The sequence below is a fragment of the Streptomyces zingiberis genome (assembly GCF_012034935.1).
GTDB classification, from domain to species: domain Bacteria; phylum Actinomycetota; class Actinomycetes; order Streptomycetales; family Streptomycetaceae; genus Streptomyces; species Streptomyces zingiberis.
Genome location: NZ_JAATEN010000025.1, coordinates 67,543 through 89,701 on the forward strand (window position 1 = coordinate 67,543; position 22,159 = coordinate 89,701).

At 76.6% G+C, this 22,159-nt stretch carries 15 protein-coding genes and 2 pseudogenes; 10 read left to right on the forward strand and 7 right to left on the reverse strand.

Annotated features, from left to right (window positions below; all coding sequences use genetic code 11):
- Positions 1 to 30: 30 nt before the first annotated feature.
- From HCK00_RS24000 to HCK00_RS24010, 3 genes are read right to left on the reverse strand one after another with little or no spacing between them, the layout of a single operon-like run.
- The gene (locus tag HCK00_RS24000) at positions 31 to 714 is read right to left on the reverse strand and encodes a 5-oxoprolinase subunit B family protein (protein WP_168104126.1); all 684 of its coding nucleotides are present in this window, start codon (positions 712 to 714) and stop codon (positions 31 to 33) included.
- Entirely contained in the window at positions 711 to 1,517 is an 807-nt protein-coding gene (locus HCK00_RS24005; RefSeq protein ID WP_168104127.1) for a 5-oxoprolinase subunit PxpA, read from the reverse strand. The genes HCK00_RS24000 and HCK00_RS24005 overlap by 4 nt, the downstream gene beginning before the upstream one ends.
- A complete protein-coding gene (locus tag HCK00_RS24010) occupies positions 1,514 to 2,368 on the reverse strand; it encodes a GntR family transcriptional regulator (protein ID WP_311765459.1) in 855 nt (284 codons plus the stop codon). Before HCK00_RS24010 ends, HCK00_RS24005 begins: the two co-directional genes overlap by 4 nt.
- Positions 2,369 to 2,623: 255 nt before the next feature.
- On the opposite strand from HCK00_RS24010, the gene HCK00_RS24015 reads away from it, so the two are divergent.
- The 4 genes and pseudogenes from HCK00_RS24015 to HCK00_RS28785 all read left to right on the forward strand — a co-directional run.
- Positions 2,624 to 4,162, forward strand: a complete 1,539-nt coding sequence (locus HCK00_RS24015) for a hypothetical protein (RefSeq protein WP_168104128.1) — start codon at positions 2,624 to 2,626, stop codon at positions 4,160 to 4,162.
- A 190-nt stretch (positions 4,163 to 4,352) separates the two neighbouring features.
- Entirely contained in the window at positions 4,353 to 5,267 is a 915-nt protein-coding gene (locus HCK00_RS24020) for a hypothetical protein (protein ID WP_168104129.1), read from the forward strand.
- 132 nt (positions 5,268 to 5,399) lie between these two features.
- Positions 5,400 to 10,292: a coiled-coil domain-containing protein gene (locus tag HCK00_RS24025; RefSeq protein WP_240966104.1), complete on the forward strand. Its 4,893-nt coding sequence runs from the start codon at positions 5,400 to 5,402 to the stop codon at positions 10,290 to 10,292.
- Positions 10,293 to 10,509: 217 nt separating this feature from the next.
- Positions 10,510 to 10,933 (forward strand): annotated as a pseudogene (locus HCK00_RS28785) (transposase); the annotation flags it as partial.
- A 104-nt stretch (positions 10,934 to 11,037) separates the two neighbouring features.
- On the opposite strand, the gene HCK00_RS24035 reads toward HCK00_RS28785, so the two are convergent.
- Positions 11,038 to 11,544, reverse strand: a complete 507-nt coding sequence (locus HCK00_RS24035) for a hypothetical protein (protein WP_240966106.1) — start codon at positions 11,542 to 11,544, stop codon at positions 11,038 to 11,040.
- Positions 11,545 to 11,956: 412 nt separating this feature from the next.
- On the opposite strand from HCK00_RS24035, the gene HCK00_RS24040 reads away from it, so the two are divergent.
- Genes HCK00_RS24040 through HCK00_RS24050 form a run of 3 tightly spaced genes read left to right on the forward strand, consistent with a single transcriptional unit; the run spans position 11,957 to position 15,500 of the window.
- Positions 11,957 to 14,638, forward strand: coding sequence for a nitrate- and nitrite sensing domain-containing protein (locus tag HCK00_RS24040; RefSeq protein WP_168104130.1), 2,682 nt, complete (start codon positions 11,957 to 11,959; stop codon positions 14,636 to 14,638).
- A complete protein-coding gene (locus HCK00_RS24045) occupies positions 14,635 to 15,075 on the forward strand; it encodes a roadblock/LC7 domain-containing protein (RefSeq protein ID WP_168104131.1) in 441 nt (146 codons plus the stop codon). Before HCK00_RS24040 ends, HCK00_RS24045 begins: the two co-directional genes overlap by 4 nt.
- An 11-nt stretch (positions 15,076 to 15,086) precedes the next feature.
- Positions 15,087 to 15,500, forward strand: a complete 414-nt coding sequence (locus HCK00_RS24050; protein WP_168104132.1) for a DUF742 domain-containing protein — start codon at positions 15,087 to 15,089, stop codon at positions 15,498 to 15,500.
- 92 nt (positions 15,501 to 15,592) lie between these two features.
- On the opposite strand, the gene HCK00_RS24055 is transcribed toward HCK00_RS24050, so the two are convergent.
- A complete protein-coding gene (locus tag HCK00_RS24055) occupies positions 15,593 to 16,489 on the reverse strand; it encodes a universal stress protein (protein WP_311765460.1) in 897 nt (298 codons plus the stop codon).
- Positions 16,490 to 16,967: 478 nt separating this feature from the next.
- Between HCK00_RS24055 and HCK00_RS24060 the strand changes: the two genes are divergently transcribed.
- From HCK00_RS24060 to HCK00_RS24070, 3 genes are all read left to right on the forward strand, one after another.
- Positions 16,968 to 17,942, forward strand: coding sequence for a universal stress protein (locus HCK00_RS24060; protein ID WP_168104133.1), 975 nt, complete (start codon positions 16,968 to 16,970; stop codon positions 17,940 to 17,942).
- A gap of 211 nt (positions 17,943 to 18,153) precedes the next feature.
- A complete protein-coding gene (locus HCK00_RS24065) occupies positions 18,154 to 19,194 on the forward strand; it encodes a zinc-dependent alcohol dehydrogenase family protein (protein ID WP_168104134.1) in 1,041 nt (346 codons plus the stop codon).
- A gap of 231 nt (positions 19,195 to 19,425) precedes the next feature.
- Entirely contained in the window at positions 19,426 to 20,034 is a 609-nt protein-coding gene (locus tag HCK00_RS24070) for a GTP-binding protein (RefSeq protein WP_168104135.1), read from the forward strand.
- Between the two features lie 40 nt (positions 20,035 to 20,074).
- On the opposite strand, the gene HCK00_RS24075 is transcribed toward HCK00_RS24070, so the two are convergent.
- The gene (locus HCK00_RS24075; RefSeq protein WP_168104136.1) at positions 20,075 to 20,983 is read right to left on the reverse strand and encodes a M15 family metallopeptidase; all 909 of its coding nucleotides are present in this window, start codon (positions 20,981 to 20,983) and stop codon (positions 20,075 to 20,077) included.
- Positions 20,984 to 21,088: 105 nt separating this feature from the next.
- Positions 21,089 to 22,018 (reverse strand): annotated as a pseudogene (locus tag HCK00_RS24080) (glycosyl hydrolase); the annotation flags it as partial.
- Positions 22,019 to 22,159 lie beyond the last annotated feature (141 nt).

The following is a 22,159-nucleotide window of genomic DNA, read 5'->3' on the forward strand; positions in this document are numbered from 1 at the left end:
GCGCCCCGGTCCCCGGCCCGCCCGGGGCCGTCACGGGGCGCCCTCCCCGCCGCCGGGCCGGCCGGGCGCGTCCTCCGCCGCGGCCCCGGTCCCCCGGGCCCCGGCAGCAGTGACGAAGCGGACCCCGGTGCCCGGGACGAGCAGGGCCGCCGGTTCCCGGCCCGGGTCCCACAGCACCGCGTCCGTGGAGCCGACGAGCTGCCAGCCACCGGGGGAGGAGCGCGGGTACACCCCGGCGTAGCGGCCGGCGAGGGCCACGGAACCGGCCGGCACCGCCGTCCGCGGCGTCGGCCGGCGCGGCACGCGGTACCGCTCCGGGAGCCCCGTCAGATAACCGAAACCCGGGGCGAAGCCGCAGAACGCCACCCGGAAGCGGGCCCCGCCGACGATCTCCGCGACCTCCTCCGGCCGCACGCGCCAGGCCGCGGCCACCTCGGCCAGGTCCGGGCCGTCCCAGCGGACGGTGAGGCGGATCTCCCGGCCCGCGCCCCGGGGGGCCGGGGGAATCTCCCAGCGGGCCAAGTCGGCCGCGAGCGCCCGCGGTTCGGCGACCCCGTCGAGCAGCACCGTCCGCTCGGCGGGCACGATCTCGCGGACCGGGGGCAGCAGGCCCGCCGCCCGGCGCCGTTCCAGCTCGGCGTGGAGGGCGGCGGTCGCCTCCGGGCCGCCGGTCTCCACGAGCAGGGCGTGCCGCCCCACCGGGAGCGCCCTCACGCGAACGGCTCCGGCACCACACCGGCCGCGGTCAGCTCCGCGCGGATCCGCCGGGCGAGCGCGGCCGCCCCCGGGGTGTCCCCGTGCAGGCACAGGGAGCGGGCGCGGACCTCGATCTTCTCGCCCCCGGCGGCCACCACCCGCCGCTCCAGCGCCATCAGCAGGGAGCGCGCCACCACCTCCGCCCCGTCCTCGACGACGGCGCCCGGGCGGCCACGCGGCACCAGCGTGCCCTCCGCGGTGTAGGCGCGGTCGGCGAACGCCTCGGGGACGGCCGGCAGCCCGGCGGCCTCCGCCGCCCCGAGCAGACGCGAGCCGGGCAGGCCCAGCACCGGGAGCCGCCGCCCGCCCGAGGCCAGCAGGGTGCCCTCGACGACGGCGGCGGCCTGCTCCTCGTCACGCACCACGCGGTTGTAGAGCGCGCCGTGCGGTTTGACGTAGGCCACCCGCGAACCCGCGGCGCGCGCGAAGACCTCCAGCGCCCCGATCTGGTAGGCGATCTCGTCGGCGAGCTCGCGGGCGGGGACGTCCATGGCGCGGCGGCCGAAGCCCGCCAGGTCCCGGTAGGAGACCTGGGCGCCGATCCGCACCCCCCGGGCGGCGGCCAGCTCACACACCCGGCGCATCGTGGACGGGTCGCCGGCATGGAAGCCGCAGGCCACGTTGGCGCTGGTGACCACCGACAGCAGGGCCTCGTCGTCGGTGAGCGCCCAGCGGCCGAAGCCCTCGCCGAGGTCGGCGTTGAGATCCAGGGGCGGGCCGGCCCGGCCGGGGCCGCCCGCGGATGGTGCGGATGCCGTCATGTCGCCTCGCCTCTCCCCGGAGTGCCCGGAGTTCCGATGATGCCCGAGGCCGCGGCGGATCCCGCCGCCCTCGGGGTCCCCGCGGAGCCCATGGCGTCGAGGAGCAGCTGCCGGGACTCCGCGAGGGAGCCGTCGAGCTCCGTCTCGGCCGCCTGCAGCGCACCGCGTTCCAGCAGATCCGTCAAGCGCCGGTTGCGGACCGGGGAGGGCTGGTGGAGCCGGTGGGGACGGGGCAGCGCCAGCAGCGCGGGCCGCAGCTCGGCGAGGATCCGGCTGAGGTACTCGTCGATCCTGGGGCTGCCGGCGAGCCCGCCGAGCGCACGGTGGAAACGGAGGTCCGCGGTACCGGCCGCCCGCCAGTCCCCGGCGCGCGCCGCGGCCTCCCCGGCGGCCACCGCCTGGACCAGGGCGCGCAGCTGACGCGGACGGGCGCGCGGGGCGGCGCGCAGCCCGGCGCCCTCCAGGGCGCGCCGGACGGTGAAGATGTCCGCCACGTCGTCGTGGCCGAGCACCCGGACCCGCACTCCGCGATTCACCTCGTGCACCACCAGCCGGCCGTGCGCCAGCAGCCGGAACGCCTCGCGCAGGGTGTTGCGGGAGACGCCGAGGACGGCGCCGAGCGCCTCCTCCGACAGCCGCGTGCCCGGTGGCAGCGTCCCCTCCGCTATCCGGTCGCGCAGCACATCGGCGACGCGCTGCGCCGTGCCGCCGCGGCCCAGGCGGTCCCGGTCGGCGGCCAGGGCCGCGAAAGGGCCGGCGCCGTCGGCCGGCTCGTGCGGGTCGGTGCGGTCCACGATCCCCCCGTCGGTGAAGCGGTCCGCCGGCCGGGTGGTCCGCCGGCCGGCGGTCACGGCGCGGAGTGCGGAGCCGGGCAGCGGCGGCCGCACCCGGCCCGGCGGTCCGGACGGGCCGGGCGCCGGGACGGGAAGAGCTTGCCACCGGCCGCCGACAACCGGTGAGCCGGGGGCCGTCCGGCCGGCGGCGCCCGCGGCCCCGACGGGCCTGGAACGCCCCGATGATCCCGGTACGGCCCGGAACGCCCTCGGAAGACCCGTCCGTCCACGCCGTTTCGGGAGTTGTCGGACCGAGGACCTACGCTGTGCGTCGTGACTTCGCCCGTCTCCGCACCCGTTCCGCCGCAGCTCAACGGAGCTCTGCCCGGCGTGGCGGCCCGGCCGGCCCCCGGCCCGGCCGCCGACGAGGGGCTGGCCCGCCGGCTGCGCGCCCTGGCCTGCACCGCGCCGCTGCACGACCTGGACGCCCGCAAGGCGAACCTGGCCGGTGAGTACTCCGTCTACGCCATGGCGGAGACGGCGCTCGCGGCCATCGACCTGGTCACCCTGAACATGGACTTCGACACCGGGGCGGACCACGACGAGGTCGTCGCCCGGCTGCTGCCCCGGGTCGCCGCGCAGGCGCCCGGGCGGCCCGCCGCCGAGTACGAGCGGGTCGCCCGCTGGGTGCTGGAGAACCTCATCAACGTCGGCAGCGTGGACCGCGGATTCCGCGCGGTCTACGGCACCTTCGGCCCCGACGGCGCGTACGTCCGCCGCGACTACGACTTCAAGCTGATCGAGGAGGTCCCCGGCCCCGGCGGCGGCGTCTATCTGCGCACCACCGACGAGGCGGTCAACGTCCTCGTCGGCGCCCTCGACACCGATGTCACCAGCGCGCAGATCGCCGCCGAGGTGAAGCTGGAGGTGCTCATCAGCCGCGGCCGGCTCGCCGACGCCCAGCTCGCCGCCGAGCAGGCCCGCTACCGCACCGTGCAGTACGCCGAGACGCTCCGCCGCACCCTGGAGGCCACCCGCCGCGACGTCCGCGCCGTGGACTGGCTCCGGCAGGTGCCCGACCTCATCGACGAGGCGCTGGACCACGTCGCGGACCGCTACCGCCACGAGAACGCCATCCTCACCCACATCCGCCGCGCCCGTGACGAGGCGGAGGAGCCCGAGCACAAGCGGCGCGCGGCGGAGCTGGTCGACATCGTCAAGGACTGCGTGCGGCGCCACACCCAGCTCCAGTCCCGGCTGCTGGAGGCCGGCCCGATGTTCCGCGCCGAGCAGGACCGGCAGGCGTTCGCCACCCCCTCCGGCCGTACCGGACTCGATCTCCACGGCCAGCTCCTCGCGCCGCTGCTCCCGCTGCCGGTGGAGCGGGCACTGCCGGTCACCGACGCCTTCTTCGCCCGCGGCACGGGACTGCGCACCCCCGGCGCCGTCCGCCTCGGCGACCTCACGGACCTGCTGCTCACCCCGCCCGCCGAACGGGAGCACCTCGGCGCCGAGATGCCCGAGCCCGACCTGGTCGCCACGCCGGACGACAGCCGTTTCAGCGAGGAACAGCTCGCCCGCGCCACGGAGCTGCTGGACCTGCCGCCGGACGCCCCGCGCCGGCTCTCGGGGCTGCTCGCCGAGGCCCGCCGGCGCGACCCCGAGCTGCCGTATCTGGTGGCCCTGCTGGCCGTGCACGCCGCCAGCCCCGCGGTGGGCACGGCCTACCGCCAGGGCGAGCGGAGCCTGCTGTTCGCCGTGGACGACGGCACTCCGCTGGACGATCCCGAGTTCGGCGGGGCCGACCTCATCGTCGGGACCGCCCTGCTGGACGCGGCGGGCATGGCCGCCGACCGCAGCGAGGCCGCGTGACGCCCGCGGGGCGGCGGGCCGGGGGCCGGAGCGCCGCCCCGGCCGCCGCCGGCCCGCCCGGTCCCGGCCCCGCCGCCGTGCGCCGGGCCACCGGGCCGGATCCGGCCGCTGCTCCAACGGCCCGGACCGGTACGGCTGTCCGCACCGCTCGCACCGTCCCCACCGTCCCCCCACTCAAGGAAGCACAGCCGTGAACGACCACCTCGCGGGCGACGGCGCGGGGCACGCGCCCGCCGCCCCGGCCGGCTCCCCGCCTCCGGCGGAGCGTGCCGCCGCGGGACAGGCCGGAGCCGTCACCCCGGCCGACGCGGCGGACGCCGCACGTCTGGTGGCCTGCGGGCTCCAGCCCAAGCTGCTCCCCGCACGCGACACCGGTTACGCCGATCTGCTCCGCCGCCACCGCGACGACCCGCCGTTCGCCCGGCTCGCCGACGCGGTCGCCGCCGGCCTCGGGCTGGTCGTCCTGGAGGTGTCCGAGCGGGCGGGCATGGTGGTGACGGCCGCCGAGGACTCCGTCTTCGCCGTCCGCATGGGGGACTACGCCCGGCGCGCCTCCTCCGACACCACCGACCGCTTCCTGCACGGCCTGGCCCACCTCGCCGTCGCCGCCCTCGCCTTCCCCCGCCCCGAGGACCTGGCCGACGACGGCTACATCGGCCGGATCACCGTGCACGGCGTCGACGCCTTCGTCCGCCAGGCCTGCCGCCGGCTGGAGGAGCGCGCCGAGGAGCGCGGGGAGAACACCGACCCCGCCAGCGGTGCCCCCGGCCTGGAGGCCGCCTGGCGGGTGTGGTCCCGGCGCAGTGCCACGGGCGCCACCAAGGACGCCCGCCGGCTGTCCGGTTCGACCACCGGCATCGTCGGCAAGGCCGTCGCGTTCCTCACCGACTCCGGTTTCCTCCAGCGCACCGGGGACGACGGCGGCGGTTCCTACCGCACCACCCCCCGCTACCAGCTCCAGGTGAGGGACATGGCCGGCTCGGCGGCCCTCGCAGAACTGCTGGAACTCGGTGTCGTCACCGTGGGCGACGGCACCCCCAGCCTGCTGCCGCCCGACACGGGCGACGAACTCGTCGCCGACGCCGGGCTGCCCTTCCACTCCTGACCGCGGGCGGGCCGGCCGCCGGCGGCGCCGGCCCCGGTCCCCGCCCGTGAGCCATGACGGATCCAGTACCTGATTCCCGTCGATCCCCGATCCCCGATCTCCGATCCCCGAGTCCCACGAGAGTCCGCCGCCATGTACGAGCTGTCCCGGGTCCGCCTCTACTCCATCGGCCCCGCCGGCGCGCGCTACGCCGACACCGTGCTCGACCTGCGCGGGGTCGGGGCCCCCGTGGCCCACCCCGCGCCCGCCCAGGCGGACTTCTTCGAGGAGGAGCCCACCGGCCCCCCGCGCCGCCCGGCCCCGGCGGGCGTGCTCTTCCTGGAGAACGGCGGCGGCAAGTCCGTCCTCCTCAAGCTGATCTTCTCGGTGATGCTGCCCGGCCACCGCAACACCCTCGGCGGCGCCAGCTCCGGGGTGCTGCGCAAGTTCCTTCTCGCCGACGACTGCGGGCACGTGGCCCTGGAGTGGATGCACACCGTCACCGGCGAGACGGTGGTGGCCGGCAAGGTCAGCGAGTGGCGCGGGCGCCAGGTCTCCTCCGACCCGCGGAAGTTCGCCGAGGCCTGGTACTCCTTCCGGCCCGGCCCGGGCATGAGCCTGGACTCGCTCCCGGTCGCGGAGTCGGGCACCGTCCGTCCGCCCGCCGAGGGCGTCTCCGGGGCCCGCGGCCGGCGGCGCACCATGAAGGGGTTCCGCGACGCGCTGACCGAGGCCGGCAAGGCGTACCCGAACCTCGACGTCGTCTGGGAGGAGGTCCACGAGCGCTGGAACGAGCACCTCGGCGCCCTCGGCCTCGACCCCGAGCTCTTCCGCTACCAGCGGGAGATGAACGCCGACGAGGGCGAGGCCGCCGGTCTCTTCGCGGTCCGCGACGACTCCGACTTCGCCGATCTCCTGCTGCGCGCCGTCACCGACACCCGCGACACCGACGGCCTGGCCGACCTCGTGCACGGCTTCGCGCACAAGCTGGGAAGGCGCGCCGAACTCACCGCGGAACGGGACTTCACCGCCGGTTCGGTGGAGTTGCTCGGCCGGATCACCGACGCGTCGGCGGAGCGCGAACGCGCGCGCGAGGTGCACGCGGGCGCGGAGCGCCGCGCCCGCGTCCTCGTCCGCCGGCTGGCCGGCCGCGCCCGGGAGGAGCTCGGCCGCGCCGCGGAGCTGGCCGAGCGGACCGCCGCCGCCGAGAGTGAGGTCGCCGAGGCCGGGCACACCCGCGAGCGCGCCTCGCTGATCTCCGCCGAACTCGCCTACCGGCACGCCTCCCTGGCGCTCACCGCGGCCGAGAAGGCCGCGGCCGCGCAGAAGCGTGAGCTGGGCGACGCCCGTACGCTGCTCGCCGCCTGGCAGGCCGCCGAGGCCGTGCTGCGGCACCGGGCCGCCGCCGACCGGTCCGCCCGCGTCGCCGCCGCCATCCGGGAGGCCGAGCGGGACGCCGCTCCCGCCCTCGCGGCCCGCGCGACCGCCGCTGCCGAACTCGTCGGCGCCCTCGACGCAGCCGTCGAGGAGAGCGAGCGCGCCGCGGGCGAGGAGGAGGCCCGCTCCGCCGCCCTGCAGAGCGAGGGGGAGACGGCCCACCGCGGCGCGACGGAGGCGGCGACGGCGGCGCAGCGCGCCCGCAGCGAGGCCGAACATCTGCGCCAGCGGCTCGCCGAGGTCGAACAGGAGACGGCGGAGGCCGTCCGCGCCGGTCTGCTGGACGACACCGCGCGCGACGCCGACCCGGCGCGCGCCGCCCTCGCCGCCGACGAGGCCGTACGGACGGCCGTCGCCGCCGCCGCGGAGGCCCGGGACACCGCCGCCCGCGCCACCGACCGCGCCCGGGCGGCAGCCGCCGAGGAGACCCGCGCCGACCTGGCCGCGTCCCGCGCCGAGGACGCCGCCCGGGCCGCCGAGTCGGCCCTGGACGGCGAGTACCGCACGGCCGCCGCCCTGGCCGCCGAGGACCGCCTGGCCGAGCTGCTGGGCCTGCCCGGCACGGCTCCGGCCGTCACGGTGCCGGCCCCCCGGTCCGCTCCGTCCGGCGCTCCGCCGTCCGGTGCGTCCGGCGGGTCCGGGGCCGCCGGCGGGGAGCCCGTCCCCGGGGCGGGCTCCCCGCGGCAGGGGGACACCCCGCTGACCGCCGAGGAGCTGGACCGGTACGCGGAGACGCTGCGCGAACTGCTGGAGAGCGGCGTCGTCGCGGCGGAACGGCAGCTGTTCGACCTGCGTACGGCGGCCGCCGACGACGCCCGGATCCTGGCCGCGCTCGGTGACGGCGGTCTGCTCCCGCCCGGCCCGGACGTCCTGGCCGCGGTCGAGTACCTGGGCGAGCACGGCGTCCCCGCCCTGCCCGGCTGGCGCTACCTGGCCCAGGCCGTCGCCCCCGAGGACCACGCCCGCGTACTGGCGGCCCGCCCCGAGCTCGTCGACGGCGTCGTCGTCACCGACCCCGGGGCGCACGCCCGCGCCCGCGAGGTCCTCGCGGGCGCCGCCCTGCTGCCCCGGTCGGCGGTCGCCGTCGGCACCGCCGCCGCGCTGCTCGCCCCGACCCCGCCCGCCGGGGCGGACCCGGACGCGGCCGAGGGGGCCGTCTTCCTCGTCCCGCCCAACCCCGCCATGCACGACGAGCACGCGGCCGACGACGAGCGCCACGCCCGCCGGGCCCGCGCCGCCGCTCGTGACGCGGAGATCCGTGCCCTGTCGGCCCGGCTCGCCGCGGACCGCACGCTGGCCGCCCGCATCGCCTCCTGGCGCACCGGGTGCCCGCCCGGCCGGCTCGCCGAACTGGCGGAGACCGCCCGCGCCACGCGCGAGGCGGCCACCGCGGCCCGGGAGCGCCTGGACGGGGCCCGTACCGCCCGCGCGGAGACGGAGGAGGCCGCCGCGGCGGCCACGTCCGCGCGCGAGGCGGCGCAGGACACCGCGCAGCGCGCCCGCCGCACCGCGGACGCCCTCTCCGGACTCGCCTTCCGGCTGCGCGAACGCCCCCGCTGGCAGTCGCGGCTGCGGGAGACGGCCGAGGAGATCGCCGAGGCGGAGACCCGCGCGGCGGCCTCCTGGGAACGGGCGCGCGCCGCCGACGAGGACCGCCGCGCCACCCAGCGCGCCGCCGACGACGCGCGGCGCACCGCCCGCACCCTGCGAGCGGAGCGGGCGGGGATCGCCGGGGTCACCGAGGAACAGGCGCTGGAGGGCCGCCGCGCCGCCGGGGACCGCGGCGCCGCCCTGCCGGATCTGCGTGAGGCGTACCGCGCCGCGTCCCAGCTCTACGAGAAGGTCGGGGTCGGTGCGGACCTCCGCGCCGAACAGGCCCGCGCCGAGAGCGACGAGAGCGCCGCCCGGGCCGAACTGGACCGGCTGACCAACAAGGTCCGCACCCGCGCCGCGCAGCTCCTGGAGAGCCCCGACGGCGCCGACGGCCCCTCCCGCCAGGCGGCCGCCGCCCGGGCGGAGGCCCATGTGCAACTGCTGGAGTCGCGGGCCTCCGCCGCCAGCGAGCGGCTCGGCCGCTACCGCGGCGAGGCGGAACGGCTCGCTCCGCCGCCCGGCCCGGACGGAGCGCCGGGGGCGGCCTTCACCGAGCTGCCCGGGGAACGGGTCCCGGCCGACGCCGAACAGGCCCAGACCCTGCTGCGTGCCGCCTCCGCCGAACTGGCCGAACGGGAGGAGGCGCTGGAGACCGCCCGGGACGCCCACGCCGGGCTGCTCCGCGCCCACCGCGCCGCCGAGGACGCGGCGGGCGCCTTCGACGACACGGCCGCGCTCCTCCGCGACCTGCTGCGGGAACCGGAGCGGGCCGGAGAGCCCGCCGGCGCCGAGCCGGCCGGCCCCTATCCGGGCGGCCCGGAGGAGGCCCGGCGGGCGGTCGCGGAGGCGCGCCGCTCGCTGCGCGGCTGTGCCGCCGACCTCTCGGCGGCCGAGGCGGCGGTCCGCGAGGCGAGCGACATCCTCGTACGGCACGCCAACTCCGCCCGCTTCGAACAGGTGCACACCCCCGCCCGGCAGCAGATCCGGGAACTGCCCGCGGCGGCGCTGGCCGAGCACGCCGCCGCCTGGCGGGAGGCGTTCGAGCCGCGGCTGCGGGTGCTCACCGACGAGCTGCGGCAACTGGAGCGGAACCGCGACTCCATCGTGGACCGGCTGCGCGGCCTGGTGGAGACCTCCCTGGCCACCCTCCGCTCGGCGCAGCGGCTCTCCCGGCTCCCCGGCGGCCTGGGGGAGTGGTCCGGGCAGGAGTTCCTCCGCATCCGTTTCGAGGAGCCGGACGCCGCGACCCTCACCGAACGGCTGGGCGAGGTCATCGACGAGGCCACGCGGAGCGCGGTCCGCAAGAACTCCGACCTCCGCCGGGACGGCATGACGCTGCTGCTGCGCGGGGTCGCCGCGGCCCTCCGGCCGCGCGGCATCGCCGTGGAGATCCTCAAGCCCGACGCGGTCCTGCGCGCCGAGCGCGTCCCCGTGGGCCAGATGGGCGATGTCTTCTCCGGCGGCCAGCTGCTCACCGCGGCCATCGCCCTCTACTGCACCATGGCCGCGCTGCGCTCCAACGACCGCGGCCGGGACCGTCACCGCCACGCGGGCACGCTCTTCCTGGACAACCCGATCGGCCGGGCGAACGCCACCTATCTGCTGGAGCTCCAGCGGGCCGTGGCGGATGCCCTCGGCGTGCAGCTCCTCTACACCACCGGCCTGTTCGACACCACGGCGCTCGCGGAGTTCCCGCTGGTGATCCGGTTGCGGAACGACGCCGATCTGCGGGCCGGGCTGAAGTACATCCGGGTGGAGGAGCATCTGCGGCCCGGGCTGCCCCGGCCCGAGGTCGACGCGGCGGTGCACGGGGAGATCACCGCCACCCGGATGTACCGCCGCTCGCCCGGGGACGAGGGGGCCGGCACGGCCGGTCGCGGAGGCCACGAGCGGAAGAACGCCGACGGCGGTGACGACCGGGCCGGTGACGGACAGGGCGGCGCAGGCGGCTCCGCGGAGGGGCCCGCGGCTCCCTCCGGAGGGGAGCCGGCCAGGGAGCCCCGGCCGTCCGGCTGACCGCCCGGCCCGGCAGGGCACCCTTTCCGGGCCGGGGCGTTACCCCGGCGCCCTCACCGCCCTACGGCACCTGGGGCGGAGGGAAACCCGCACCGTGCCGGGTCCCCTCCGCCACGAGTGCGTGCGAACGCAGCCGGTCCGGCCCTGCCGTTCCCTCAGGCAGTTCCGTTTGGATCAGCTGGTCGTGGGTCAGGGTGCGCCGTTGAGACACCGTTGCCGGCCTCCGGCATGCGTTCTCACCGCCGGACAGGCCGGTGACGCACCTGCTTGCACCGACGCCATGGCCCGCTTGCGAGTTCCTCGCCGGAGGGGACGGCCCCGCACCAGGCCGGACATGGCGCTGGCCGACAAGGCGTACTCCTCCTCCCGCGCGATCCGCGGACACCTACGCAAACGCGGCACCCAGGCAGTGATCCCCGCCCCCGCCGACCAGCGCAGACACCGGTTGCGTCGGGGCAGCCGCGGCGGCGGGCCACCGGCCCTTCAACCGCGAGACCTGCAAACAGCGCAACACCGTCGAGCGGTGCGTCAACCACCCCAAGCAGTGGCGCGGCCTCGCCACCCGCTACGAGAAGACCGCCACCATCCACCTGGGCGGAATCCCCATCGCGGGCATCTTCCTCCGGTGGTCCGCCCGATGATCCAAACGAAACTGCCTGGCGCCGTACCGTCCTCCTGTGCCCTGTGCCCTGTGCCCTGTGACCGGCCGGCCGAACGTGACCCGAAGCCGGGCGCGGCGGTTCCGTCAGACGGAGGAGAGACGCCGGCCCGGCGCCCCCGAACGGGCCGCGCCGCGCGCCTTGCGGGTGGCGGCCCGCGCCGCCGCCCGTGCGGCCCGGCGGGCCCTCCGCCGCTCCCGGCGCAGCGCGCGGGCGGTGCTGCTGGGCAGGGAGACGACCCCGTGACGCTGGTTCCACACCTGACGGGTGATCCAGACGTCCAGCACGCTCCAGGTCGCGGCGATGGTGCCGGCGACGGTCGCGAGCACGGCCGGCAGCGCGGACCATACGGCGGCCATGGTGCAGAAGTACGCGATCATGGCCAGCACCAGGGTGAGGGAGACGATCAGCCCGGCGCGGACCGCGGCGCGGCGGACCGGCTCCGGCATGGGAGGCCGCAGGGCGGGCTCGACCGTCCAGAGGGAGCCCGGCTCGGGCTCGTCGAAGGAGGCCCCGGCCGGGATGACGTGATCCCGGGCCTCCTGGGAGCGGCGTGCGGCGCGATATGTCGGGCCGTGTGTGGGTGCTTTCATCAAACCTTCACTTTCCCCCCGCGGTCCCCGGACCGGGCCGGGCGGTTGGCGCCCGGCACCCGGTCGGCTGCCCGGCTTGCGGCGTTTCGAAAACGGAAGCGGTGGAGAAAATCACCTTCCGCCGCTCCGTCATGGATCACGACCGGAAAGGGGCAGAGGTTCCCGAGGTCATCGCTTTCCGGCCAACATGCCGCCGTTCGCCGGGTGTTGCCCCCTGTTCCCTCCACCGGAGCCGCCGGTGTGATGTCCTGGAATCAACGGACAACTCCGGGTCGCGGGTTCCCCGGTACCTCGGTGGATGCTCGGACGGGTCTTCGAGTTGTCCCCCTCGCAGTAGTAGGCTCACGCCGTTTGCAGAGGGGATACGGAACCGGACTTCCGGCGGTGAGCCGGTCTTGACGTGGGGGAGGCCATGCGCTTTCGCGGGAAGTCGATCCGCAGGAAGATCGTGGCGCTCCTGCTCGTCCCCCTCGCCTCCCTCATCTGCGTCTGGTCCCTCGCCACCGTCCTCTCCGGCAGCCAGGCCAAACAGCTGCTGGACATCAGCCCGCTCATCGAACGTGTCGGCATCCCCGCCGAGCAACTCGCCCAGGCCTTCCAGCAGGAGCGCCGGCAGGCCCTGGTCTACCTGGCCGATCCCCGAAGCTCCGACGGCCTCTCCCAGCTGCACACCACCGAGGGTGCCACGGACGAGGCGCTGACCCGCTTCCGGGACTCCCTGGCCGGGGAGGGCGTCGCCGAGAAGATCGCCTCCGACCCGGGCGCCCGGCAGCGGCTCGGCGCCCTGCTGGACGAGGTCGAGGGGATCGACTCCGTGCGGCGCAAGGCCGAGCAGGGCACCCTCGCCCCCCAGGACGCCTTCGCCGCCTACGGCGAACTGGTCGACCCCGCGCACGACCTGCTGCTGGCCCTGCACGCCTACGCCCTGGACGAACTCGAACTCGACCAGGAGGGACGCGCCTACATCGGCCTGATCCGTGCCCGCGAGGCGCTGGCACGCGAGGACTCCCTGCTGGCCGCGGCCCTCACCGCCGGCACCGTGTCCGCCGGCGACCTGCGCATGGTCGCCGACCGCGTCGCCGAACGGAAGCTCCTCTACGACCTCAACCTCCCCCTGGTCCCTTCGGAGGAGCGCGAACGTTACGAGAGATACTGGTCCGGTTCGGAGACCGCCCAGCTGCGCGCCACCGAGGAGAAGCTGATCGCCGCCGGGCCGGAGGGCCTGGACGACGTCAACCCCGAACGGTGGCAGGCGGCCGCGGAGAGTGCCCTGACCGACCTCGACCGGATGGGCGTGTCCGCCATCGGCCGTTACCAGGAGCGCGTCGAGCCCCTCGTCACCCGGGTGCTGCTGCAGGCCGCGGCGGTGGCAGTGCTCGGCTTCCTGCTGGTGATGGCCTCCCTCGCGGTCTCCTTCCGGATCGGCCGTGGCCTGATCCGTGACCTCGGCCGGCTGCGCCGTGACGCACACGAGATGTCCGGCGTGCGGCTGCCGGCCGTCATGCGCCGGCTGGCCGCGGGGGAGCAGATCGACGTCGAGACCGAGGCCCCCCGCCGCAGCTGGGGCCAGGACGAGATCGGCCAGGTCGGACAGGCGCTCAACACCCTGCAGCGGGCGGCCGTCGAGGCGGCCGTCAAACAGTCCGACATGCGCCGCGGCGTCTCCGAGGTCTTCGTCAACCTCGCCCGCCGCAGCCAGGTGCTGCTCCACCGGCAGCTCTCCCTGCTCGACACCATGGAGCGCCGTACGCAGGACGCGGACGAACTCGCCGACCTCTTCAAGCTCGACCACCTGACCACCCGGATGCGCCGTCACGCCGAGGGTCTGGTCATCCTCTCCGGCGCCGCCTCGGCCCGGCAGTGGCGCAAGCCCATCCAGCTCATGGACGTCGTCCGGGCGGCCGTCGCCGAGGTCGAGGACTATGAGCGGATCGAGGTCCGCCGCCTCCCGCGGCTCGCCGTCACCGGCCCCGCCGTCGCCGACCTCACCCATCTCATCGCCGAGCTCCTGGAGAACGCCACCGTCTTCTCACCCCCGCACACGGCCGTCCAGGTGCACGGTGAGCGGGTCGCCAACGGCTTCACCCTGGAGATCCACGACCGTGGTCTCGGCATGGCCCAGGAAGCGCTGCTCGAGGCCAACCTCCGGCTCGCGGAGACACCGGAGTTCGAGCTCTCCGACACCGACCGGCTCGGCCTCTTCGTCGTCAGCCGCCTCGCCCGGCGGCAGGGCGTCCGGGTCTCCCTGCAGCCCTCGCCGTACGGCGGCACCACGGCGGTCGTCTTCATCCCCGGATCGCTGCTCAGCGAGAAGGCGTCACCCGCCGGCTCCGGGCGGGACGAGGACACCGGAGGGCAGGCCGTCCGGGGCGGGAACGGCAAGGCCCGGCTGGCGGCGCTCGCGCAGGTTCCCGTGCAGCTGGACGGAGCGCCGCGGCGCGGTGTGCCGGCGCTCGACGGGCCGGTGGAACCGCCGGCCCCCGCCACGCCGGACGGCGGGGCGGGTCACGACGCGGGGGTGGCCCACCGCCCCCGCGGCCGGTCCGGCCCTGCCGGCACCACCACGGGAGCCGGCGCCCGGCCGGCCCCGTCCCCCGGCTCCCCGGTGGAGCAGCACCAGCAGGCCCGCGACGAGGAAGAGACCACCGGCGGGCGGGGCAGGCCGCTGTCGCTGCCCCGCCGCGGCACCCCGGTGCTCGTCTACGACCACGGGCGGAGCGTCGACGGCGGCCGCCGCACCCCGCCCGGCGAGCGCCCGGACCGGGACGACACCGGCGGGACGGCCACCGGCCCCGGCGGCCGCGGCACCCCGCACCCGCCGGGCCCGGCCGGACTGCCCAAGCGGGTACGCCAGGCCAGCCTCGCCCCCCAGCTCAAGGCGGACCCCGGCGACGGCCTCCCGCCGGAGCCGGAGCGCCGCCCGCACTCCCCGGATCCCGGGGACGACCGCGACGCCGAGGAGGTGCGGGCCAGGATGGCTTCCCTCCAGCGCGGCTGGCAGCGCGGCCGGCGGGTCTCCGGTGAAACCACCGGGGACGGCGGGCACACGGGGGGCACAGCACCAGGAACGACATATGAAGGGGACGGTCGATGACCTCACCGCAGGCCACGGGACGCAACGCCGCACGGGGTGGAGCCGGCGAGCTGAGCTGGCTGCTGGACGAGCTGGTGGAGCGCGTCGGCACCATCCGCAAGGCCCTGGTGCTGTCCCGTGACGGGCTGCCCACCGGAGCGTCGAAGGACCTGGGCCGGGAGGACGGCGAGCACCTCGCCGCCGTCGCCTCCGGCTTCCACAGCCTGGCGCGCGGCGTCGGCCGTCACTTCGAGGCGGGCAAGGTCCGGCAGACCATCGTCGAACTCGACGACGCCTTCCTTTTCGTCACCGCAGCGGGGGACGGCAGTTGTCTCGCCGTGCTCGCGGACGCCGACTCCGATGTCGGCCAGGTCGCCTATGAGATGACGCTGCTGGTCAAGCGCGTGGGCACGCACCTCGGCACCGCCCCGCGCGACGACCTGGCCGGCGGAGGGTGACGGGGGAGGCCATGAGCGGAGGCGCTCTGGGGGAAGGGCACTGGTACGACGACGAGGCCGGACCGGTCGTCCGGCCCTACGCGATGACCCGCGGCCGCACCCGCAGCCACGCGGAGGAGCGGCTCGACCTCATCGCCGTCGTCGTCGCCACCGACCGGATGGGGACCGACCTCCACTCCGGCCGGTCGGCCGTGGACCAGACCCTCTCCCCGGAGCACATCGAGATCGTCGAACGGTCCCGGGAGACCCCGCTGTCGGTGGCGGAACTCGCCGCCGACCTCGACCTGCCGGTGGGCGTGGTCCGCGTCCTCATCGGCGATCTCCTCGACGCCGGGCTCGTCGGCGTCTCCCGGCCGGTGCCGCCGGCCGAACTGCCGGACGAATCCATCCTGCGGGATGTGATCGCCGGCCTCCGCGCGCTCTGACGCGCTCGGGCCCGCCGCGCCCCGTTCGCCGCTCCCTCCCCACCCGCGGGGGAGCGGCGAACGGGGCACGGCCCCAGGGCGCCTGCGGCCGGTCAGTCGTGGGGCACCACGGCCACCGGCGCGGACGCGTGGTGCAGCACGGCGTGGGCCACCGAGCCGAGCCGCGGCCCCAGCGGCAGCGCCGCCCGTCTCCGGCCCACCGCGACCAGGCTCGCGCCCGCAGCGGCCCGGACCAGCTCCCGGCCCGCGCTGCCCAGCGGCACCGCCGGCACCACCTCCACCCCGGGATGGGCCGCCCGCCACGGCCCCAGCAGGTCGCCCAGCCTCTCCAGCCGTTCCCTCACCAGTTCGTCGTCGGTGGGTTCCAGGTTCATCCCGGCCGCCGTGCTCGGTTCGTAGCGCAGCGCGGGCACCGGCGCCCACGCGCTCACCACGCGCAGCGGAACACCGCGCCGTCCGGCCGCGCCGAACGCGAACTCCAGCAGCGCCTCGCTCGGGTGCCGCACGTCCCAGCCGAGCACCACCTCTCCCGACGGCGGGGCCTCCGGGGCGTTGCGGACCATCACCACCGGCCGCGCCGAACGCGCCGCGGTGGCCAGCCCGACGGAGCCGAGCAGGAAACCCGTCATCCCGGTCAGCCCACGCGACCCCAGGACCAGCAGCTCCGCTTCCTCGGCCGCCGCCACCAGGCCCTGCACCGGGTCCTGGTGGGTGAGGTGGCGGGTCGTGACGGTGAGTCCCGGGTGGTTCCCCTCCAGTCCTTCCCGGCTCTCCCGCAGCAGCCGCTCCTCCTGGTGCCGGTGGTACGGGCTGTCCGACAGCGGCGGCGGAGTGCGCGGCTGGACGCGGAGCAGCAGCAGCGGCAGCGCCCGGCGCGTGGCCTCCGCGGCGCCCCACGCGGCCGCGGCGAGGCTCTCCGGTGAGCCGTCCAGCCCGACCGTGACGGGGGTGACAGGAGCGTTCATGCCGGCGACCTCCAGAGGATCCACGGTGGATTCCGTGACCGGGCGGGACGAGGGCGGGGAGCCGCGCGGTGACCTCCGGACTCCTCCACCCCTCCGTTCTTTCCCGTGCCGCGGCCCGGGCCGGCCCCGCGGGCCCGTTCCGGACCGGGCGGGACCGGCCGGACCGGGGCGGCAGGCCCGGGTCGCGTGGCCGCCGGGCCCGGTTCCTCCGCAGGTCAGCGGGGTCGGTACCGCTGAGGTGGCGGCGTGCTGACGTGCCTCGCGAGGTGGGGGCGGAATTCCACCGTCCGGGGGCATCGGTCCCGCCGTCCGGCCCAGGTGCCCGGGGCCCGCCCGCGGACGCTCCGGATCCGGTTACCCGGCCGGGATCGGGGGACTCGTGGGACGGAACGGACATTCCGGCCCGCCGCGCGGCGGCCCGGAACAGCGCCGGCAGGGGACCGAAGGGGGGTTTCGGCGCGGCCCGTGCGGCGGGCCGGCCGCTCACCTCCGGAGGTGACGCATGAACAGCACGGTGACCGCCGCCCTGGACGACTCACCCGAGGCCGCGGCGGCCGGCGAGTGGGCGGCCGGCGAGGCGTGGCTGCGCGGCGTGGAACTGCGTCTGGTCCATGTCCGGCCGAAGGAGTCCAAGGCCCTCCAGGCCCCGTTCCGGGCCACCGGCACCCGGCACCCCACCGGGGCCCGGCACCGGTCGGCCGGAGGACTCCCCGAGGAGGTGGTCGCGGGACTCCGGGACCGCCACCCCGAGGTGAAGATCACCGCCGATGAGCTCACCGGGAGCCCGGCGGACATCTTGCAGGGCATCGCCCACACCGCCGATCTGCTGGTCCTGGGCTCCCGCGGGCTCGGCGGGGTGCGCGGCTTCCTCGTCGGTTCCGTCGCGCTGGCCACACTGGCGCACGCCACCCACCCGGCCGTCCTGGTACGCGCGGGGCCCGAGGAACCGGAGCGGGCGGAACCGCCCGGCCCCCGGGGCGAGGCCGGGGACGGGCGCCGGGCCACGGCGTCCGCGCGTGAGGGCCCCGGCGAGGTGGTCGTCGGGGTGGACCTCGCCCAGCCGTGCGACGAGGTGATCCGCTTCGCCTTCGAGGAGGCCCGCCGGCGTGGCGCCGTGCTCCGCGCCGTCCACGCCTACCGCCTGCCGCCGGCCGAGACCTGGGCGACCCCGCCGGCCGTGGGCGCCTACCCGCCGTTCGACATCGCCCCCGACGCGGGGGAGATCACCCGGTACGAGGCGAGCGCGCTCAGCGCCCTGCTGGGCCGCCGGCGCGCGGAGTTCCCGGGCGTGGAGGTGGCCGAGGAAGCGGAGGTCGGGTCCGCCGCCCACCACCTCCTCCAGGCGGCGGACGGCGCCTCGCTGGTGGTCCTCGGGCGGCGCATCCGCCGGGCGCCGCTCTCGCCCCGGATCGGTTCCGTGGCCCACGCCCTGCTCCACCACGCACGGGCCCCCGTAGCCGTCGTCCCGCACTCCTGAGGACCGCCGCCCCCCTGGTGCCCGGCGGGCCTCCCGGGCACCAGGGGGCCGCGGGCGGGACGCGGGTCCGGGAAACCGGGGATCCCCGTGCGCGTGCCGGCCCCGGAGTTCCGAATACCCCGAGTCCCGGAACTCCCGGATTCTCAGACCCCCGACAACCAGGAACAACGCGGCGCCCCCGGACGGCGCCCTCCGAGACGGAGGAGTCACCATGCGAGCCCTTGTCTTCCACGGCCCCGGCCGGTCCTCCTGGGACGAGGTCCCGGACCCAAGTATCCAGCAGGCCACCGACGCGATCGTGCGGGTCGACACCACCACCATCTGCGGAACCGACCTGCACATCCTCGCCGGGGACGTGCCGGAGGTCCGTCCCGGCACCGTCCTCGGCCACGAGGCCGTGGGTGAGGTCGTCGAGACGGGGGACGCCGTGGCCGGTGTGGCGCGCGGCGACCGCGTCCTGGTCTCCTGCGTCTCCGGCTGCGGCCGCTGCCGCTACTGCCGCGAGGGCGCCTACGGCCAGTGCCGGAACGGCGGCGGCTGGATCCTGGGTCACCTCGTGGACGGCGCGCAGGCCGAGTACGTGCGTGTCCCGTTCGCCGATCTCTCCCTGCACAAGCTGCCGGAGGACGTGCCCGCCGAGCAGGCGGTCCTCCTCGCCGACATCCTGCCCACCGCACACGAGGTGGGCGTCCTCAACGGCCGGGTGACCCCCGGTGACACGGTGGTCATCGTGGGTGCCGGGCCGATCGGCCTGGCGGCCGTCGTCACGGCGCGGCTGTACTCGCCCGGCCGGATCGTCGTGGTCGACCTGGCCCCCTCCCGCCTGGACGCCGCGAAGCGGCTCGGCGCCGACGACGTCCTCCAGGCCGACGAGGACGTCGAGAGCGCCGTCAGCGCCATGACGGACGGTCTGGGAGCCGACGTGGTGATGGAGGCCGTCGGCGTCCCGCAGAGCTTCGAGCGCTGCACCCGCCTGGTCCGCCCCGGCGGCCATGTCGCCAACATCGGGGTGCACGGAAAGCCGGCCACGCTCCACCTGGAAGACCTGTGGATCAAGAACCTGACGATCACCACCGGTCTGGTCGACACCGCCACCACCCCGGCGCTGCTGCGGATGCTGGCCGGCGGACGGCTCGCCGTCTCCGAGCTGATCACGCACTCCTTCGCGCTCGGCGCGATGGAGGAGGCGTACGACGTGTTCTCCCGCCCGGGGGAGACGGGGGCCCTGAAGGTCGCCGTCAACCGTGTCTGACGGTGGCGACGGCGCGCCCGGGCGGGTTCCGCGGGGAGGCGGTGACACGCCAGGTACTTGCCGGGACTACAGTCCATCGGGAACGATCCCTTGCCCCGGGGGAGTTGCCCGGCCGGCCGGGCGTGTTCCGGCCCGTCGCCCACGCCGCGACCCGGCCGGTGTCCCGCGGCCCGCGGCGGCGCACGGGAGCATTCGCGACTTGCGGCCCCTATGACACGGAGGAACAGATCGATGGTCTTCGGGCGCTCTGCACACCGACGCGCGGCCGCCGTCGAACCCGTGACGCTGAAGATCCTGGTGGCGGGCGGCTTCGGCGTCGGCAAGACGACCCTGGTCTCCACGGTGAGCGAGATCAAGCCGCTGCGCACCGAGGAGATGCTCACCGAGGTCGGACGGCCCGTGGACTCCCTCGACGGGGTCGAGAACAAGCGCACCACCACGGTCGCCATGGACTTCGGCCGGATCTCCCTCCGCGACGACCTGGTGCTGTACCTCTTCGGCACCCCCGGCCAGGACCGGTTCTGGTTCCTCTGGGACGAGCTGGCGCAGGGCGCCCTGGGCGCGGTCGTGCTGGCCGACACCCGCCGGCTCGGGGACAGTTTCTCCGCGGTGGACTACTTCGAGCGCCGCGGCATCCCCTTCGTCGTGGCGGTCAACTGCTTCGACGACGCCGACCGTTACGCGCCCGGGGTGGTCGCCGAGGCGCTCGACCTCGGGCCGGGCACCCCCGTGATCCTCTGCGACGTCCGGGAGCGGTCCTCGGCCAAGGAAGTGCTGGTCTCCGTCGTCGAGCACGCCCTGGCCACCGTCTCCGGCGAGCCGGAGCCGGCCTCCACCTGAACGCCGTCCCGGCGGGCGGCACCGGTGGGCTCCCCGGGTGTCACGGCCGGTGCGGCGGGCCGGCGAGCGCGCGCCGGTCCACGGGGAAGTCGAAGTAGTCCTCCGGGAAAGGCTCCGGCTGGTAGGTGAAGTGCCACCACTCCAGGGGGTAGTTGACGAAGCCCACCCGCTCCAGGCCCTCCTTCAGCAGCAGCCGGTTCCGGCGCTGCTCGCCGCCGATCCGCTCATCGAGGGTGTGGGAGAGACTGTCGAAGCAGTCGAACCCGGTCCCCATGTCCACGGAGTTGTCCGGGAAGCGTTCGTCCCGGGGCGCCGTGCACGGGACCAGCGGCTCTCCCGGCCGGTAGGGGCGCGCCGGGCGGGGCGGCAGCTTCACCAGGGTGAGATCCACCGTGGAGCCACGGCTGTGCCCGGACCGTTCGGCGATGTAACCGTCCTCGAACAGCCGGGACTTGTCCACATCCGGGTAGAACTCCCGCTTCATGCGCTGGTCGCCCGGGTCCGCGGCCCAGCGGACGAAGTGGTCGACCGCCCGCTGCGGCCGGTAGCAGTCGTAGACCTTGAGCGTGTGGCCGCGGGCCAGGAAGTGACGTTGCGCCGTCCGCAACGCCTCGGCGGCGGGCCGGGTCAGCAGGCACCGCGGCTCCCGGTAGCCGTCGACCGGGACACCCGTGAAGTTGTGCCGGGTGGTGTAGCGGATGTCGTGGAGGACGGTCGGGGCGACGGCGCGCAGGTCGGTGAAGTCCCGGGGAGCGCGCGGCTCACGGTTCTGGGCGGCCCGTTCGGTCCCCGCCGCCGCGGCCGGAGCCCCGGTCGCGAGCAGCAGCAGCAGAGCGGCGGCCACCGCGGGCCCGGGGCGCGGGCCCCCGCGCCGGGAGCCGGGACGAGGGCCGGGACGGGACCGCCGCCGGGAGCGCGGCGGTACGGCGCGGAGAGACACCAGAGGCATGCGTCTTCCCTACCGCAGCCGCGCCTGCCCGGAAACCCGTAAGCCTCCCGCACCGCTGGGGGTGAGGGCACCCCGCACCGTCGTCCGTCACCGGCCGGCCGGAGAACCGGACCTCGCCGCGTGGCCCGGCGCGTGGAGTCCCGCGCCGCTCCCGGGGCCCGCCGGTTCCGTCCGGCCCGTGTCCCGCGGCAGCGCCGCCCAGCTCCGCAGGACGCGCGCCGGGGAGCCGACCACGGCCCAGAAACACAGCGGTCCGCCGTCGAGCCGCAGTTCGCTGGTGCCGGGGCGGTCGTGTCCGGAGCCGGCGCCCTCCACGCCCTGCCTCAGCCGCATCCGGCCGCCTCCGGGGTTGTCGTGGCGGACCAGGTGCGCCCCCGCGGGGGCCACGACCAGTTGCACGGGCACGGCTGGGGGAAGCCGGCCGCCGCTGTGAGCCGTCGCCGGACCGCCGCCCAGCCGGTAGGTCCCGTCCCCCAGCCGGGGCCACGCCGCCCGGCCGGCCGGACCGTGGAACCGGGCGTCCGCCGCCACCTGGGACAGCACCGACCAGCGTGACCCACCGTCCGCCGGGTCCAGCGCGTCCCACCAGCGCGGCGGCAGGTCCCGCCGCAGCACCACGCCCCCCGGGGTGCGGAACTCCACGGCGCCGTACCGGGACACGGTCACGGTCACCCGCTCCGCCACCACCCGCCAGCCGCCGTCCGTGTCCGGCTCCAGCTCCGCCCGCGCGTCCGCCGCCGGCCGGCCGCCTTCCGGCGCCCCCACGGGCGGCGGGCCGGCGCCGTCCCAGGCGCAGCGGACCGCCCCGTCCACCGTCACCCGCACCAGCAGCGACGACCGCGCGAACCGCACCACTCCGCCGCCGGGCAGCGGCTCCGCGCCGAGGGCCGCGCCGGGCACCCGTGCCCGTTCCCGCCGCGCGGCCGATACCGCCGTCCTCCCCCGGCCACCGCGCCGGGCCCACCCCGGGGGCCACCACGCCCGCCGCACCGCGCCCACGGCCTCCACCCGCCCCACCGGGCCACGTCCGTCCATGCCGGTCAGCCTGGCAGCCGGCGGTCCCGCGCGGGGCGCTGTTCAACCGTCGTTCACCCGGCATTCGACGGGGGCGGGGGACCGTCACGCCGCCGGCTCGCCGGCCCGTCATCGCACCACCCGGCGGCCCCGGCGTGTGGG

Excerpts from the sequence above, each read along its gene's own strand:
- HCK00_RS24060 (WP_168104133.1), top strand. The coding sequence starts at position 16,968 with ATGAACAGCACGGTGACCGCCGCCCTGGACGACTCACCCGAGGCCGCG.
- HCK00_RS24045 (WP_168104131.1), top strand. The coding sequence starts at position 14,635 with ATGACCTCACCGCAGGCCACGGGACGCAACGCCGCACGGGGTGGAGCC.
- HCK00_RS24075 (WP_168104136.1), bottom strand. The coding sequence starts at position 20,983 with ATGCCTCTGGTGTCTCTCCGCGCCGTACCGCCGCGCTCCCGGCGGCGG.
- HCK00_RS24050 (WP_168104132.1), top strand. The coding sequence starts at position 15,087 with ATGAGCGGAGGCGCTCTGGGGGAAGGGCACTGGTACGACGACGAGGCC.
- HCK00_RS24005 (WP_168104127.1), bottom strand. The coding sequence starts at position 1,517 with ATGACGGCATCCGCACCATCCGCGGGCGGCCCCGGCCGGGCCGGCCCG.
- HCK00_RS24040 (WP_168104130.1), top strand. The coding sequence starts at position 11,957 with ATGCGCTTTCGCGGGAAGTCGATCCGCAGGAAGATCGTGGCGCTCCTG.
- HCK00_RS24065 (WP_168104134.1), top strand. The coding sequence starts at position 18,154 with ATGCGAGCCCTTGTCTTCCACGGCCCCGGCCGGTCCTCCTGGGACGAG.
- HCK00_RS24070 (WP_168104135.1), top strand. The coding sequence starts at position 19,426 with ATGGTCTTCGGGCGCTCTGCACACCGACGCGCGGCCGCCGTCGAACCC.
- HCK00_RS24035 (WP_240966106.1), bottom strand. The coding sequence starts at position 11,544 with ATGAAAGCACCCACACACGGCCCGACATATCGCGCCGCACGCCGCTCC.
- HCK00_RS24025 (WP_240966104.1), top strand. The coding sequence starts at position 5,400 with ATGTACGAGCTGTCCCGGGTCCGCCTCTACTCCATCGGCCCCGCCGGC.